Here is a 15,841-nt window from a genome sequence, read left to right as displayed (position 1 = left end):
CATAGTGGATGGCGTCGGCGCCCAGCAACAGGTGCAGGGGCGGTACCTCCATGGCGACCAGCTTCAGGATCGCCTGGGCGGCCTTGGCCGGATCGCCGGATTCCTGGCCCGCATATTCGCCGAGCAGGCGCGGGGCCTCGTGGGCGGTGCCGGCATAGTCGCCGATCAGCCCTTCAGCGCGGATCATGGAGCGGCCGGCATAGTCGGTGCGCAGGCCGCCCGGCGCGACATTGGTCACCTTGATCCCCAGCGGCCCGACCTCCTGGGCCAGGGTCTCGCCCAGCGCTTCGAGCGCGAACTTGCTGGCGCAATAGATCCCGGTGCCGGACCAGGCCGCCAGGCCGGAGACCGAGGTGATGTTGATGATGTGGCCCGCGCCCCGCGCCCGCATGGCCGGCAGGACGGCGCGGATCAGGGCGAGCGGCCCGAAGACATTGGCCTCGAACTGGGCCCGCGCCTCGGCCAGGCTGACCTCCTCGACCGCGCCGATCAGGCCATAGCCGGCATTGTTGACCAGTACGTCGATGGCGCCGTACGCCGCCGCGGCTTCGGCCACGCCGCGCGTCACGGCGGCTTCGTCGGTGACATCCAGCTGGACGCCGAGCGACCGGCCCGGGGCCAGGGCGGAAAAGGCCGTGACCTCGGCCTCGCGGCGCGCCGTCCCGGCTACGCGGTCTCCCGCCGCCAGGGCGGCCTCGGCCAGGGCCCGGCCCAGGCCGCTGGAGACGCCAGTGATGAACCAGGTTTTCGTCATCAGAACGGCTTGTCGCCCTTCACCCACAGTCGGTGCATGATCCGGAAATACTTGGTGTCGTCATAGAGGGTGCCGGTGTGCAGGGTGCAGCGGTTGTCCCACATCAGGATGTCGCCGACCTGCCACTTGTGGCGGAACACGAAGCGATCCTGGGTCACCCATTCGACCAGCTCGTCGATCAGCTGCAGGCCCTCAGGATTGGGCATGCCGACCACCTCCTTGACCGTGCCGGTCGAGACCCACAGAGCCTTGCGGCCGTCGGCCGGGTGGGTGCGGATCAAGGGATGGATGACGTCCGGATTGGCGGCCTTCAGCTCCTCGGACAGCTCCTGGCGGCCGAACTCCCGGGTCGACATGAAGTACTGGTAGGAGTGGTGCAGCATCAGGCCGTCGAGCTCAGCCTGCCGTTCGGGGCTGAGTTCGTTCCAGGCCGCGCACTGGTCGGCCAAGAGGGTGTCGGAGCCCTCGTCCGGCACCTCAACCGCATAGAGCATGGTGCACATCACCGGCTCGGCCTTGTAGGAATAGTCCGTGTGCCAGCCGACCCCGTCATTGTGGGCGCCGATCGGCTGACCCTCGACCTCCCGGTTCGACAGGATGAACACCTTGGGATGGCCGGGCAGGGTGAACTTGGTCTGGGTGTGGTCCTCGGGCTCGCCGAAGGCCGCGATGAAGTCGACCAGCTGGGTTGGATCCAGGCTCTGGCCGCGCAGCAGGATGGCGCCGTGCTTGTGGAAGGCGTCGACCACGCCGGCCACCGTCTCGCCGTCCGCGCGGCTCAGATCGACATCCAGGAGCTCGACGCCGAATCCGGGCTTGAGCGGGCGGGTCTTGAGCTGAACGTCCGTGGTCATGAGAAGCCTCCTCCGCAGGTGCGCCATCATAGTAGGAGGCCCGCGCCCCGCCGGTCTTGCACGGGCGCGCCCGATCCTTTGTTCAGTCACGGGCCGGCGCGCCTGAACCTGCCCAGACCCTGATCAGAACCGCCTGGAAAGGCGGCGAACGGGCCTCTCCTACCTCGAGCCGGCCAAGTTGTCGTGCGCGCACGTGCAAGACCTGTGACGAGGCGCGAGCCTAGGCTGGGGGTCCTGATCGAGGCCCCTGCCCGGTGGAGCGCCATGCCAGCCGACCTTCTCAACGACGCGTTCTTCGCCGGTCTCTCGACCTCCACCGAGGGGTTCGAGACCGCCCAGACCCTGCCGCCGGCCTGCTATGTGGACGGGGATTTCTACGCCTTCGAGCAGGAGGCGGTGTTCAATCACGAGTGGCTCTGTGTCGGCCGCGAGGCCTGGGTCATGGAGCCGGGCGACTATTTCACCACCGCCATCATCGGTGAACCGATCCTGGTGTCGCGGACCCGCAAGGGTGAGCTGGTCGCCATGTCCTCGGTCTGTCAGCACCGGGCCATGCTGGTGGCTGAGGGCCACGGCAATACGCGCGGCTTTGTCTGCCCCTATCACCACTGGACCTATGGCCTGGACGGGGCCCTGGTGAACGCGCCGGCCATGGAGCAGACCTGCGGTTTCGACAAGGGCGACATCGCCCTGCCCAGGTTCAAGGTCGAGGTCTGGCTGGGGTTCATCTTCGTCAATTTCGACCTTGAGGCCGCACCGCTCGCGCCCCGCCTCACCCAGATCGAGACGGCGCTGGCGGGCTACGATCTGGCCGGGGCCGAAGGCCCGCGTCCCGATCCCGGCGCCCAGCTTCCCTGGAACTGGAAGGTGATGTTCGAGAACAACAATGACGGCTACCACGCCAGTCGCCTGCACCAGGGACCGCTGCACGACTTCGTGCCCTCGGCCCAGTCGGTGTTCCCGGCCATGCCGGATGAGGCCGCCGGCTATCTGCGTTTCAACGGCACCACCCATGCCGACGCGAGTTTCAACGTCACCCAGAAGGCGCTGCTGCCGGTGTTTCCGGGCCTGACGGAGGTCGACCGCAACCGGATGGTGTTCGCCAATATCCCGCCGACCCTGTCCCTGGTGGTGACCGCCGACATGGTCATCTATCTGATCGTCCGCGCCACCGGGCCCGAGACCCACGAGATGGACACCGGCCTGCTGTTCGCACCGGGCGCCATGGCCGATCCCGCCTTCAGCCACAAGCTGGAGGCCAATATGACCGCCGCCATGTCGATCATCGCCCAGGACATGCATGTCGACGGCCTGGTCCAGGTGGGGCTGCGCTCGCGCTTCGCCATCCGGGGCCGCTATTCCTGGCAGGAGGGCGCCCAGATCGCCTTCAACCGCTGGCTCACCCCGCGCTATCAGCGGACCTGGTCCGCGATCGCCGAACAGAGGGTCCCGGCATGAGCGACGGGCCCCTGCCGGTGGTGTTCTTCGGGCATGGCAGCCCGATGATCGCCCTTGAATCCAATGACACCACCCAGACCTGGGCGAAGATCGCCGCGTCGATCGGCAAGCCCAAGGCCATCCTCTGCATCTCGGCCCACTGGCTGACCCGGGGCGTCGGCGTCACCGCCATGCCCACCCCGCGCACCATCCACGACTTCGGCGCCTCGTTTCCCAAGGCGCTGTTCGAGATCCAGTATCCGGCGCCCGGCAGTCCGGAGCTCGCGGCCCGGGTCGCCACGCTGCTGGGCCCCGTGCCGGTGGTCCAGGATCAGGGCTGGGGGCTCGATCACGGAACCTGGTCAGTGCTGTCCAAGGCCTGGCCCGACGCCGATGTGCCGGTGGTCCAGCTCAGCATGGACGCCAGCCAGCCGCCCGCCTGGCACTACGAGATGGGCCGCAAGCTCGCCCCGCTGCGCGACGAGGGCGTGCTGATCATCGGCAGCGGCAATATCGTCCACAACCTGCCGGCCATGGACTGGGGCGCGCGGGTCCGCCCGGCCTATGACTGGGCCCAGGCCTTCAACGACTTCATCAAGACCGCCATCGCCGAGGACGCGCCGGAGCGGGCGGTGAACTTCGAAGCCTTCGGCGAGCCCGCCGCCAAGTCCGTGCCGACGCCGGACCACTACTGGCCGCTGCTCTATGTCCTGGGCGCGCGCCGGCCTGGCGACCGCGCAGCCTTCGCCCCTGACCATATCGAACACGGCTCCCTCAGCATGACCAGCGTCCTGCTCGACAGCCGTCCAACCCCGGCCGAAGCGGCCGCCTGAGGGAACCATGGCCTTCATCTGCGAAGCCGGCGACACGCGGCCCGACACCCTGCCGGGCGCCCTGCACACCCTGCGCGCCACGCCCCAGACCATCCACTGGGGCTATTTCGATCCGGCCAAGGCGCCGGTCATGAAGGTCAGGAGCGGCGACCTGATCCAGGCCGAGGCCATCACCCACCACGCCGGCGACGCCCCCGACCTCTTGATGGACGAGGCGGTCTGGAAGATCTTCCGCGAGACCCCGGAGGCCGATCGCAACCCCGGCGTCCACATCATGACCGGACCGATCTACATCGAGGACGCCAAGCCCGGCGACATCCTCGAGGTGCGCTATCTGCGCATGACCCCGCGCTGCAACTTCGGCTCCAACCTCGCGGCCAACTGGGGTCATCTGTACAAGGAGTTCGATGAGAAGGAGCGGGTGACGATCTATGAGCTCGACCCCAATTCGAACCAGGCCAGCGCGCTCTACGCCTATGACTTCCCTGGCAAGTATCTCGTACCGGGGACCATCACCAATTGCCCGGTCTGCGACCGCCAGCCGGCCCTGAACGGGGTCCGGGTGCCCGTCCGTCCGCACCTTGGGACGGCCGGCGTCGCCCCCGACGCCAGCGGTCGGGTCTCGACCATCCCACCGGGCCTGCACGGCGGCAATATCGACAATTGGCGGATCGGGGCCGGGGCGGTGATGTACTATCCGGTCCAGGTCGACGGCGCCCTGTTCTCGATCGGCGACCCCCATGTCAGCCAGGGCGACGGCGAGATTTCCGGCACCGCCATCGAGGCCTCGCTGAACGTCCTGTTCCAGGTGGTGCTGCGCAAGGACTTCACCTTCCCGAGCCCGCTACTCGAGACTCCGAACTTCTGGATCGTCCATGGCTTCGACGAGGATCTCGACCAGGCCATGAAGAACGCCTCGCTCGACATGCTGACCCTGCTGTCGGAGCACCAGGGCCTGTCGCGCAACGACGCCTATTCGCTGATGAGCGTCGCCGCCGACTTCGCGGTCACCCAGGTGGTCGACGGTCGCCAGGGGGTGCATGTGCGCATCCCCCGGACCATCTTCCCCCGCAAGGGCGCCGTGATCGATCCCGGGTGACGTCTTGAAGGCCTGGCAGTTCACCACCGACGCCTATCCCAAGGCCGAGCGCCGATCAGCCTGGCGTGACGCCATGGCCCGGTTGCGCCTGCCGATCGGCGACCTGCCCCAGGCCGATCCATTCCATGCCCAGGTCTCCAGCCTGACCTCGCCCATGGGGGTGGAGTTCTCGAAGGTTTCCTCGACCGCCCAGGAGATCGCCGGCCGCAACGCCGAGCAACCGGCGGCGGTCTGGTTGGCCCTGTTGCTGGAGGGCGACGCGACCCTGATGGACGGGGAGGAGGCGGTCACGGTCAAGCCGGGCGACATCATCTTCGGCCCCACGGGCCTGGCCGCCGCCCTGCGCTTCGACACCCGTTTCCGCCTGTTGTTCATCACTGCGCCGCGCGTCGCGTTGGACCACAGGTTGCTGGCGCCGGTGTCCCTGAAGATCGGCCATCTGCCGGCGGCGGGCGGGATCAATCACGTGTTCTCAGGCTTGTTGAAGGCCACCGCCGAGGCCCTGGACGACCTGACCTCCGACCAGCTGCGGCCCGTCGAACTGGCGCTCACCGAGTTCCTGGTGGCGAGCCTGGCGCTGGAGGGCGGGCCGGCCGTGCAGGGCGGGGCGGCCGGGGCGCGGGCGGTGCAACTGCACCGCGTCTGCCAGGTCATCGAGATGATGCTGGCCGAGCCGGAGCTGACCCTGCGAAGGGTCGCCGACGAGGATGGGGTTTCGCCGCGCTATCTGCAGAAGCTGTTCGCCGCCCACGGCCAGAGCTTCACCGGCTATGTGCGGGCCAGGCGCCTGGAACGTTGCCGCGCCGATCTCGCCAGCCCGGCGCGCGGCCAGCTGTCGATCTCTGAGATCTGTTTCCGCTGGGGCTTCAATGGCTCGGCCCATTTCAGCCGCGCCTTCCGCAACCAGTACGGCGCCTCGCCCCGCGAATACCGCCGGGCCAATGTGGGTGGCGCGGCCTAGCCGGCCAGCAGGGCCTCGACCTCCGCGCGGGTCGGTGAGGAGGTCGCCGCTCCGGCGCGGGTGACAGAGATGGCCGCCGCCGCATTGGCGTAGATCACCGCCGCCTCCAGATCGGACCCCTGCGCCAGGCGAGCGGCGAGCGCGCCGCAGAAGCAGTCCCCGGCCCCGGTGGTGTCGATGACCTGGGCCTTGCGGCCGGGAATCCGGGTGACCTGGCCGTCGCGCACAATCACCGCGCCGTCTCCGCCTAGCGTGGCGATCACCGCCTGGCCCGGCGCGGCGAGACCCCGGGCCGCCGAGGCGGCGTCCTCGGCGTTGGTGGGCGCCGCCTCCAGGCCGGCGAACCGCGCCAGCTCGGTCTCATTGACCACCAGGATGTCGGCGAGCGCGAGGAGGTGCGCGCCCTCCATCAGGGCCGGGGCGGCGTTGAGGATCCTGATCCCGGTCTGGGCTTGGGCGCTACGGAACAGGGCCTCGACGGCCGCCAGGGTCGCCTCGAACTGGGTCAGGAACACCTGGGCGCCGCTCAGGTCGGCGCGGGCGATCTGCGCGGCGTCGAACCGGGCGTTGGCGCCGGGGGCGACCACGATGCTGTTGCGGCCCGCCGCGTCGAGGGTGATGAAGGCCTGGCCGGTCGGGGCGTCGGCCACCTCGATGACGCCCCCGATCCCGACTCCGGCCTGCGTCAGGAAGGTCCGCATGAACAGGCCGGGTTCATCCGCGCCGACCGCGCCCAGCAGCTGCGTGGACGCGCCGGAACGCGCGGCGGCCACCGCCTGATTGGCCGCCTTGCCGCCTGGAAACCGCGACAGGCCGATGCTGGTCACCGTCTCACCCGGCGCGGGCAGATGCTCCACGGTCGCCACGTGGTCCAGATTGATCCCGCCCAGCACGCACACGCCCATCGCGATCTCCCGGCCCGCCAAAGCTCATCTGCATCTAACATTTCACAGCCGCGCGGAAGGCCTTGCGGAAAATGGGCTGTCCTGACGCCGATCTTGGCTCAGGATGCAGCCCGGACAGGGAGAGAGCCATGGCTGGGTTCAGGCGGTATGCGGCGGCGATCCTGGCGGTGATCGGACTGGGCCTGGCGGCGGGGCCCAGCCTGGCCGCGCCGCCATTCAAGGCCACCCTGCCGGCCGGGCCCAAGCCCTGGACCCATGAGCGCTTCGACGACGCGCCCCAGACCTTCAGCTTCGCCGTCGTCTCCGACCTGGAGTCCGGCTATCGCCCCGGTGTCTTCGATGTCGCCGTGGCAGACCTCGCCCTGCTGCACCCGGCCTTCATCATGACCGTCGGCGACATGATCGAGGGAGGTTCGGAAGACGCGGCCCTGTTGAACCGCGAGTGGGACGCCTTCGACGCCCTGGCCGCCAAGGCCCCGGCCCCGTTCTTCCACGTGGCCGGCAATCACGACATGACCAACCTGACCCAGCGCAAGGTCTGGGAGGCGCGCTATGGCGCCCGCTATTACGGCTTCGTCTATCGCGACGTGCTGTTCATGGTGCTGGACACCGAGGACTATCCGGCCGCGCGGATGCAGGAAATCTACCACGCCCGCGCCGACTTCCTCAGCCTGCGGAAGACTGATCCGGCCGCCGCCGCCAAGCTGCCCTATGCCTCCCTGCAAGAGGCCAGGACCGGCGAGATCGGGCCTGAGCAGAGCGCCTATTTCGAGAAGCTGATCGCGGCTCACCCCAAGGTGCGCTGGACCATCGCCCTGATGCACAAGCCGGTCTATGCGCGGCCGGGCGACAAGGGCCTGGGCCGCATCGAGGCGGCGCTGAAGGGCCGGCCCTACACCATCCTCAACGGTCACTTGCACCGCTATGGCTACGCCCAGCGGAACGGCGCCGACTACATCATGCTGGGCACCACCGGCGGTGAGCGGGCCTTCGACGGGTCCCAGGGCGCCATGGACCACATCATGTGGATCACCATGACCGACCACGGGCCCGACATCGCCAATCTCAAGCTGGAGGGCGTGCTGGACAAGACCGGCCATGTCCCGGCCGGCGGCGAAGCCCTGTGCCTGGACCACGGGGGGCTGCGCTGCCCGACGCCTTGACCCAGGTCATGGTCGGCAGGCGACGGCGCGATCACTAGAGGGGGAGGCGAAGGACGCGCCATGAACCCGATCACCTTCCTGGGCGGACTGCTGCTGGGCCTGGCCAGCTCGCTGCACTGCGCCGGCATGTGTGGCGCCATCGCCTCGTCCCTCACCCTGACCTTCGCCGGCTCCGGTGGCGCGCGCGACAGGGCGGAGGCCCTGGCGGCGGCCCAGGCCGGCAAGACGCTTGCCTATGTGACCGCTGGCGCCCTGCTGGGCGCCCTGGGCGCGGGGGTCTATGGCCTGCTGGATCGCCAGGGCGGCTTCTTCATCCTGCAAAGGGTCGGGGCTGCGGGCCTGGCCTGGGTGGGGCTGTCGATGCTGGGCCTGGCCCCGCCGCCCTCGGTGTTCGACCGCGCCTTCGCGCCCTTGCGCCGCTGGGCCTGGACCGCACGGCGGGGCGGACGTCGCCTGGCCGCCGGCGTGGCCGGACTGGTCTGGGGGCTGCTGCCCTGCGGCATGGTCTATTCGGCCCTGCTCTACGCCATGCTGTCTGGAACAGCGCTGAGCGGCGGTCTGGTCATGCTGGGGTTCGGCCTGGGCGTCACGCCCTCGGTGGTCGCCGTGGCCCTGGGCGTGTCCTGGTTGCCGAAAATCTCCCAGGCGCCCTGGACCCGTCGCGCTATCGGCGGGGTGATGATCGCCATTGGCGGGGCCACCCTGGTCTGGCCTATGGGCGGAGTCGTCGCCCTCTGCGCTCGTGTGCTGGGGACCTAGGCCGGATCGTCCCTCAGCAGGTGATCACGCTCCTCCGGCGTGTTGGCGCCGCGGATCCGCGCCTGGGCCTCGGGGCCGACCGGGATTTGGCTCAGCCCGGCGCGCTCGACCAGTCGGCGCAGGGGCCAGTCGTTCTCCGCCTCAGCGGGGAGGGCGGCCGGGGCGAGGACCATCGGCAGGGGCAGGCCCTCATAGTTCGCCCCAGGCCCCGCCGCCGCCAGCAGCGGGCCGAGGTCGGAAGCCCGCAGGGTAGGTGCGTCGACCGCCAGCACCAGCACCCGGTCGATGTCCGGGCCCAGGGCCGCAGCCCCCGCCAGCACGCCCGCAACCGGCCCGCTCTGAGGCGCGGGATCGGGTGCGCGGGGCAGGCCATAGTCCCCGTCGCCGGCGCTGACGATGGAGATCGCGCCCAGGGTCCGGGAGAGATCCGCCAGCCGATCCACCGCCCGACGACCGCCCCAGAGCTGGGCGGCCTTGTCGGTCCCCATCCGGCGGGAGGCCCCGCCGGTGAGGATCACGACGCCAAGACGGAGAGGATCAGCTGGCGCCAAGGATCTAGGCCAGGCCCTTGGCCGGGTTGATCAGGTACTTCTCGCCCGTGGCGCGGCGGTTATAGCCGGCGATGATCTCCGGGTTCAGGGCCTCGGCCAGGGAGATCTCGTGCGAATAGTGACTGGCGAAGGTGGTCTTCAACTCGTCGGCCACCCGCTGGCGCAGCTTGCCGGCCTCGGCCGCCCCGATCTTCATCAGGAACGGGGTGAGCAGCCAGCCGCCCAGGCCCCAGGACATGCCGAAGCCGCGCGACAGCTCGGTGATCCGGGTGTCCAGCCCGCCATAGATGTAGACCTGCTTGTAGGTCGTCGAGCCATAGCGGCTGTACTCGGTCATCTTGCGGTTGGCCGCGATCTCCATGGCGGTCAGAATCTGGCCGGCCAGCTTACCGCCGCCGATGGCGTCGAAGGCCAGGGTCGCGCCGGTCTCGACCAGGGCGTCGGTCAGCTCCTCCATGAAGTTGGCGGAAGTGGAATCGACCACGTGCTTGGCGCCGATGCCGGCCAGCAGGGCGGCCTGTTCCGGGCTGCGGACCACATTGACCAGGGCCACCCCGTCCATCAGGCAGATCTTGTTCAGCATCTGGCCGAGGTTGGAGGCTGCGGCGGTATGAACGAGCGCGGTGTGGCCCTCCCGGCGCATGGTCTCGACCATGCCCAGCGCGGTCAGCGGATTGACGAAGCAGGAGGCCCCGTCGCGGGCGGTTGCGCCCTCCGGCAACAGCAGGACGTCGGCGGCCTTCACGACCCGGAACTGGGCGTACATGGCGCCGCCCAGCAGGGCGACGGTCTTGCCCAGCAGGGCCTGGGCGGCCGGGGAGGCGCCGGCGGCGATCACCACGCCCGCGCCTTCATTGCCGACCGGCATGGACTCGTCGACCCGCGCGCCCATGGCCCGCATGAAGGCGGGCGGAATGGCGGCGGTGACCACCGGGCTCTCTGCGGTTCCAGAGACCTTCACGGTGGACAGGTCCGCCGGACCCAGCAGCAGGCCGAGGTCGGACGGGTTGATCGGCGAGCCCTCGATGCGCACCAGCACGTCGTCGGGGCCCGGCTCGGGGATCGGAACCCGCGCCAGGGAAAGCTCAAGCTCTCCGCTTGATTTGACCAGCGAGCGCAGCTGCAGGCCCGTGCCCTGATTGTCCATGTGGCGTCTCCTCGAAAGTTGTTGTGTTGAGTTGGGCGGCACAGAAGCCCGGCGCAAGGCGCGGGGCAATGGCTGTGTGCGATCAGCGGTCGGCGATCATCATCCGCGCGGCCTTCTCGGCGATCATCATGGTCGGTGAATTGGTGTTGCCCGAGGTGATGGCCGGCATGATCGAGGCGTCTGCGATCCTCAGGCCCGCGATCCCATGCACCCGTAGCCGCGCGTCGACCACGGCCTGGGGGTCGGAGGCCAGGCCCATCCTGGCCGTGCCGACCGGGTGGAAGATGGTGGTCCCGAGCGCGCGGGCGGCGTTCAGCAGCTCGGCGTCGGACTGGGCCTGATCGCCGGGCCGCCGTTCCTGGGGCGCGAACCTCTGCAGCGGCGGCTGGGCCACGATGCGTCGGACCAGGCGCATGGACTCGATGGCCACCCGTTCATCCTCGGGTGTCGACAGATAGTCGGGCTGGATCATCGGCGCGGCCTGGTGATCCGGGCTCGTCGCATGGATCGATCCCCGGCTGGTCGGCCGCAGATTGCAGACGCTGATGGTCACGGCGGGGAAGGCATGCAGCGGCTCGCCGAACCGGTCCAGCGACAGGGGCTGGACGTGGAACTGCACATTGGGCGTCGCATGGTCGGGCGAGGAGCGCGCGAAGGCGCCCATCTGCGAGGGGGCCATGGACATGGGTCCGCGCCGGAAGGCCGCGTATTCCAGGGCCATCAGCGGCCTGCGCCACCAGGAGGCATAGAGCTCGTTCATGGTCGGGACGCCGGTCACCCCGAAATAGGGCCGGATCTGCAGGTGATCCTGTAGATTTTCGCCGACGCCCGGCAGGTGGCGCTGGGTCTCGATCCCCAGAGCCTGCAGCCGCGCGCCGTCGCCGATGCCGGACAGTTCCAGCAGCTGCGGCGTCGCCACCGCGCCGGCCGCCAGCACCACCTCGCCGGTGGTCCGCGCCTCGAAGCTCTGGCCGCCGCGGGTCCAGGTGACCCCTACCGCCCGGCCGTTCTCGAGGATCACCCGGCTGACCCGGGCGTGGGTCTCCAGCTTCAGATTGGGCCGCTTCAGGACCGGCTTCAGGAAGCCCGCCGCCGCGCTCCAGCGTCGTCCGGCCTTCTGGTTCACCTGGAAATAGCCACAGCCGAAATTGTCGCCGCCATTGAAGTCGGGAACCTGGGGAATGCCCTCGAGGGCCGCAGCCTGGGCGAAGGCGTCCAGCACCTCCCAGCGCATGCGCGGATGCTCCACCCGCCATTCGCCGCCGGAGCGATGCAGCGGGCCGGGCGGGGCGATGTGGTCTTCCTGGGCCAGGAACAGCGGCAGGACATCGTCCCACCCCCAGCCGGCGAGGCCGCGCTGGCGCCAGCTGTCATAGTCCGCCGCCTGACCGCGCATATAGATCATGGCGTTGATCGCCGAGGAGCCGCCGATCACCTTGCCGCGCGGATAGGCCAGGCTGCGCCCGGCCAGGCCCGCCGTCGGCTCGGTCTTGAACATCCAGTCGGCGCGCGGATCGCCGATCGAGAACAGGTAGCCGACGGGGATATGGAACCAGATCCAGTCGTCCTGCCCGCCGGCCTCCAGCACCAGCACGCGGCGCGATGGATCGGCCGACAGCCGATTGGCCAGCACGCAGCCGGCCGACCCGGCGCCCACGATGATGACGTCAAAGGTCTCGGACATGGCGGGCGCCGGCCCGTTCAGCCGCCGCCGGTCAGCCGCCCATCACCTTGGCGCGCAGCCGGCGCATGCCGCCCAGCCACCGGTCATAGTCGGCGGTCTTGCGCTGCATGTAGGTCAGGACCTCGGGGTGGGGCAGGATCAGGAACTTTTCCGCCGCCAGGCCCTGGACCACATGCTCGGCGGCTTCGTCGGGGGTCAGCACCCCGTCCAGGCTCTGGGGCGAGCCAGATCCGCCGGCCCGCAGCATGGCGGTGTCGACCCCTTGCGGGCACAGCACCGAGACCTTGATGCCCTGGTCGCCATGGGTGATGGCCAGGCTCTCGGCCAGGCCGATGGCCGCGTGCTTGGTGGTCGAATAGACCGCCCCGCCGATCTGCGACAGCAGGCCGGCCGCCGAGACGGTGTTGAGCAGATAGCCCTCGCCACGCGCGACCATGCCCGGCAACACCGCGCGGGCGGCATGGACGTGGGCCATGACATTGACGCCCCAGGCCCTGGCCCAGACCGGATCGGGGGAGGACACCGCGTTGTTGCGATCCGGATCCCCGTCTCCGACCCCGGCATTGGAGCAGAACAAGTCGATATGGCCCTGGTCGGCCTCGACCGCCGCAACCATGGCGGCCACCGCAGCGCCGTCCGAGACGTCGGTCTGATAGGCGGTTCCGCCAAACTCGGCCGCGACCTTGCGGGCGCCTTCGATATTGCGATCAACCACGGCGACGTGACGGGCGCCTTCGCGGGCGAAACGTCGGGCGAGCGCCGCGCCTATGCCATCGGCCCCGCCGGTGACCACGACGACCTTGTCCTTGAGTTCCATGTTCGCGCCTCCCTGCGCCCAGCCGCCGCGCGCGGCGGCATGCTTGGGCGATGGGTTAGGGGCCCCTCCGCCCGGGCGCAACCCTCGTCTTCCGCGCGCCGGTGCGACCAGCAAAGAAGCAGCTTCCGTCGCGGAATCGCTTGGAGATCGGTCAATTCCGGCCATCCGACGATTTTATGTGCGATGCCGTTTACACGCGCGGATTGTCATGATGACTTCGCCAAAGACGAGTGGTTTTCATCGTGGATATCCGATTTCAAGACGAAAACCGGCGTTATCAAATCGCCATCTGATTTGACTGCATTGGGCGTCGGTCGGGGAATGGCGCGCCGGCGCATTTCAACACCCGTGGGGAATCGAATGAGAAGCAAAGCTAAGACCCGGTCGCTGACGGCCCTGCTGCTGGCCTCGGCCCTGGCGCTGCCGGCGGTGTCGGCCCAGGCCGAGACCAGCCCGGCCATGAAGGCTGCGGCCATCGCCAATGTCGATTCCCACACCAAGATGGTCCAGGAGATGGTGGACCAGGTGTTCTCCTATTCCGAGCCCGGCTTCCAGGAGTTCCGCACCTCGGAATATCTGACCGGCGTGCTGGAGAAGAACGGCTTCAAGATCACTCGTGGCGTGGCCGGCATCCCCACCGCCTGGACCGCCACCTGGGGGACGGGGGGCCCGCTGGTCGCCCTGGGCAGCGACATCGACGACCTCTTGGGCCTGTCGCAATATCCCGGCATTCCGGACATCAAGCCGATGGTCGATGGCGCGCCGGGGCACGGTGAGGGCCACAATTCCGGCATGCCGATGATGATCGTCGCGGCGCTGGCGGCTAAGGACGTGATGGAGAAGAACCACATCCCGGGCCGCATCATGCTGTGGCCGGGCGTCGCCGAGGAACTCCTGGCGACCAAGGCCTTCTATGCCCGTGACGGCGTGTTCAACGGCGTCGACGCCTCGATCTTCGCCCACGTGTCCAAGGACTTCTCGACGGGCTGGGGCCCGGGCGGCAACAACGGCATGGTGTCGGTTGAATACACCTTCCACGGCAAGACCGCCCACGCGGCCGGCGACCCCTGGGACGGCCGCAGCGCGCTCGACGCGGTCGAGATCATGGACACCGCCTGGAACTTCCGCCGCGAACATCTGCCGCTGACCCAGCGCTCGCACTATGTGATCACCAATGGCGGCGGCCAGCCCAATGTCGTGCCGGGGATCGCCTCGGTCTGGTACTATTTCCGTGAACAGAACTTCCAGTCGATCCGCGACCTCTACCAGCTTGGCAACAAGATCTCGGAAGCCGCCGCCATGGCGACGGACACCACGGTCGAGCACCACGTCCTGGGCTATGCGGCCCCGAACTATTCGAACAAGCCCCTGGCCGAGGCCGCCTACGCCAATATCAAGGCGATCGGCATGCCGCAGTGGAGCGAGGACGACAAGACCTTCGCCAAGCGGGTCCAGACCGCCCAGCATTTCAAGCCTGAACCCCTGGCCACTGAGGTCTCTCCGCTCTCAACGCCCGATGGCCGCGGCCCCTCCATGGGCGGTGGCTCTGACGACATCGGCGATGTGATGTGGACCGTGCCGACCATCACCATCCGCTATCCCTCGAACATCCCCGGCGCCATCGGCCACAACGTGACCTCGGCCATGGCGATGGCCACCCCGATCGCTCACAAAGGTGTGGTGGTGGGCGCCAAGGCCGTGGCCCTGACCGTCCTCGATGTCATGACCACGCCGAAGCTGGTCGCCGACGCCAAGGACTACTTCCAGAACGTACAGCTGAAGGACACCAAGTACGATCCGGTGCTGACCAAAGACGATAAGCCCGCCATCTGGCTGAACACCGATATCATGGCCAAGATGCGCCCGAAGATGGAGCCCTTCTACTACAACCCCAAGAAATACGGGACCTATCTGGAGCAGCTCGGCATCCAGTATCCCAACGGGAACGTGAAGTAGGGGGCGCGAAAAGCTTCCGCGTTTCCATCCCCTTGGGCGCGGACTGGGTTCGGGGAGGCGTGCGAGCGTCTCCCCGAACTGATTCTGGGCGACGCCTCAGCCGGGCGTGGTCTTGTCCTGGAACACGACGGGCGGGGTCGAGCGTCGCGCCACCTCGCGCATCACGAAGCTGGACCTGATCTTGGCCACGTGGGGCAGGGTGGACAACTCGCGCCGATAGACCCGGTCATAGTCCTCGAAGGACTCGACGTTCAGCATGATCAGGAAGTCGGTGTCGCCTGAGACAAAGCCGCAATAGGAGACCGAGGGGCACTTCACCACCTCGCGCTCAAACTCGTTCAACGCCTTCTCCGCCTGAGAGCTCAGCTCGATGGCGACGAACACGACCACGCTGTAGCCGAGCATCGGCAGATTGAGATTCGCCGAATAGCTGAGCACCGCCTGGCGCTCCTCCAGGCTCTTGCGTCTGCGGGCCACCGCGGTCGAGGAGAGGTTGATTTTCTCCCCCAGCCAGACGTCTGACGCTCGCCCATCCGCACAGAGCTCCTTCAGGATCCGATAATCCACGTCATCCAGGTCGAGCTGTTCGGATTTCGACATTGAACTTCCAACTCCGTGCATAAATCGGCGGCAGAAATGCATTTCCGGCGCTGAAAACCCGCTTTCCGCAAGTCGAATTTCTACGCCCGATTAAGGTGGGTTTGTGGCGGGCAGGAATTGGGCGGCGTTCTACAAAAAGACGCCCTCTGCCCCGCAAGCGCACATCGTGCGCACAGGTCTACGCCGCTCTGTCCGGGCGGTCCACGGGGGTGGAGACAAACAGGGGCGCGACGCCGGGCTGTAGACGCAGCAGATGCGGGTGCGCCGTGGCGGGGACGTCGACTGATCCGTCCGAGTACGGAGCAGACAGGCGAAACATCG

At 68.3% G+C, this 15,841-nt stretch carries 15 protein-coding genes; 7 read left to right on the top strand and 8 right to left on the bottom strand.

What is annotated here, in order from left to right:
• Together Q7P21_RS04790 and Q7P21_RS04785 are read right to left on the bottom strand one after the other, a co-directional pair.
• Positions 1 to 754 (bottom strand): oxidoreductase (locus Q7P21_RS04790; protein WP_304176009.1); only part of this gene is annotated, 754 nt, incomplete at its 3' end.
• Positions 754 to 1,608 (bottom strand): TauD/TfdA family dioxygenase, encoded by an 855-nt coding sequence (locus tag Q7P21_RS04785; RefSeq protein WP_304176007.1) that lies wholly within the window; start codon positions 1,606 to 1,608, stop codon positions 754 to 756. The genes Q7P21_RS04790 and Q7P21_RS04785, both read right to left, overlap by 1 nt.
• Positions 1,609 to 1,872: 264 nt before the next feature.
• On the opposite strand from Q7P21_RS04785, the gene Q7P21_RS04780 reads away from it, so the two are divergent.
• From Q7P21_RS04780 to Q7P21_RS04765, 4 genes are read left to right on the top strand one after another with little or no spacing between them, the layout of a single operon-like run.
• Positions 1,873 to 3,066: an SRPBCC family protein gene (locus Q7P21_RS04780; protein WP_304176006.1), complete on the top strand. Its 1,194-nt coding sequence runs from the start codon at positions 1,873 to 1,875 to the stop codon at positions 3,064 to 3,066.
• Positions 3,063 to 3,878, top strand: a complete 816-nt coding sequence (gene ygiD / locus Q7P21_RS04775) for a 4,5-DOPA dioxygenase extradiol (protein WP_304176004.1) — start codon at positions 3,063 to 3,065, stop codon at positions 3,876 to 3,878. The genes Q7P21_RS04780 and ygiD overlap by 4 nt, the downstream gene beginning before the upstream one ends.
• A 7-nt stretch (positions 3,879 to 3,885) precedes the next feature.
• On the top strand, positions 3,886 to 4,977 hold the full coding sequence (locus Q7P21_RS04770; RefSeq protein ID WP_304176001.1) for an acetamidase/formamidase family protein: 1,092 nt from the start codon (positions 3,886 to 3,888) through the stop codon (positions 4,975 to 4,977).
• A 4-nt stretch (positions 4,978 to 4,981) separates the two neighbouring features.
• The gene (locus Q7P21_RS04765; RefSeq protein WP_304175999.1) at positions 4,982 to 5,938 is read left to right on the top strand and encodes a helix-turn-helix domain-containing protein; all 957 of its coding nucleotides are present in this window, start codon (positions 4,982 to 4,984) and stop codon (positions 5,936 to 5,938) included.
• Here the strand turns inward: Q7P21_RS04765 and Q7P21_RS04760 are convergent.
• Entirely contained in the window at positions 5,935 to 6,843 is a 909-nt protein-coding gene (locus tag Q7P21_RS04760; RefSeq protein WP_304175997.1) for a ribokinase, read from the bottom strand. The two genes, Q7P21_RS04765 and Q7P21_RS04760, sit on opposite strands and share 4 nt — an antisense overlap.
• A 128-nt stretch (positions 6,844 to 6,971) precedes the next feature.
• On the opposite strand from Q7P21_RS04760, the gene Q7P21_RS04755 reads away from it, so the two are divergent.
• Positions 6,972 to 8,006: a metallophosphoesterase gene (locus tag Q7P21_RS04755; protein ID WP_304175995.1), complete on the top strand. Its 1,035-nt coding sequence runs from the start codon at positions 6,972 to 6,974 to the stop codon at positions 8,004 to 8,006.
• A gap of 60 nt (positions 8,007 to 8,066) precedes the next feature.
• Positions 8,067 to 8,765: a sulfite exporter TauE/SafE family protein gene (locus tag Q7P21_RS04750; protein WP_304168905.1), complete on the top strand. Its 699-nt coding sequence runs from the start codon at positions 8,067 to 8,069 to the stop codon at positions 8,763 to 8,765.
• Here the strand turns inward: Q7P21_RS04750 and Q7P21_RS04745 are convergent.
• The 4 genes from Q7P21_RS04745 to Q7P21_RS04730 form a co-directional block, all read right to left on the bottom strand.
• Entirely contained in the window at positions 8,762 to 9,283 is a 522-nt protein-coding gene (locus Q7P21_RS04745) for a molybdenum cofactor guanylyltransferase (protein WP_304175992.1), read from the bottom strand. The genes Q7P21_RS04750 and Q7P21_RS04745 overlap by 4 nt on opposite strands.
• A 37-nt stretch (positions 9,284 to 9,320) precedes the next feature.
• Positions 9,321 to 10,463 carry a zinc-binding dehydrogenase gene (locus tag Q7P21_RS04740; RefSeq protein ID WP_304168910.1) on the bottom strand — a complete coding sequence of 381 codons (1,143 nt, stop codon included), beginning with the start codon at positions 10,461 to 10,463 and terminating at the stop codon, positions 9,321 to 9,323.
• A gap of 82 nt (positions 10,464 to 10,545) precedes the next feature.
• Positions 10,546 to 12,147, bottom strand: coding sequence for a GMC family oxidoreductase (locus Q7P21_RS04735; protein ID WP_304175991.1), 1,602 nt, complete (start codon positions 12,145 to 12,147; stop codon positions 10,546 to 10,548).
• A 31-nt stretch (positions 12,148 to 12,178) separates the two neighbouring features.
• Positions 12,179 to 12,964, bottom strand: a complete 786-nt coding sequence (locus Q7P21_RS04730) for an SDR family oxidoreductase (protein WP_304175989.1) — start codon at positions 12,962 to 12,964, stop codon at positions 12,179 to 12,181.
• Between the two features lie 360 nt (positions 12,965 to 13,324).
• Between Q7P21_RS04730 and Q7P21_RS04725 the strand changes: the two genes are divergently transcribed.
• A complete protein-coding gene (locus Q7P21_RS04725; protein ID WP_304175987.1) occupies positions 13,325 to 14,920 on the top strand; it encodes an amidohydrolase in 1,596 nt (531 codons plus the stop codon).
• 96 nt (positions 14,921 to 15,016) lie between these two features.
• On the opposite strand, the gene Q7P21_RS04720 is transcribed toward Q7P21_RS04725, so the two are convergent.
• Positions 15,017 to 15,520, bottom strand: coding sequence for an Lrp/AsnC family transcriptional regulator (locus Q7P21_RS04720; RefSeq protein WP_304168918.1), 504 nt, complete (start codon positions 15,518 to 15,520; stop codon positions 15,017 to 15,019).
• Positions 15,521 to 15,841: the final 321 nt, after the last annotated feature.

The sequence above is a fragment of the Phenylobacterium aquaticum genome, assembly GCF_947378715.1.
In the GTDB taxonomy this organism is placed as follows: Bacteria; Pseudomonadota; Alphaproteobacteria; order Caulobacterales; family Caulobacteraceae; genus Phenylobacterium; species Phenylobacterium aquaticum_A.
The sequence above is the reverse complement of the archived record's forward strand: the minus strand, read 5'-3'. Positions and strand labels throughout refer to the sequence as shown.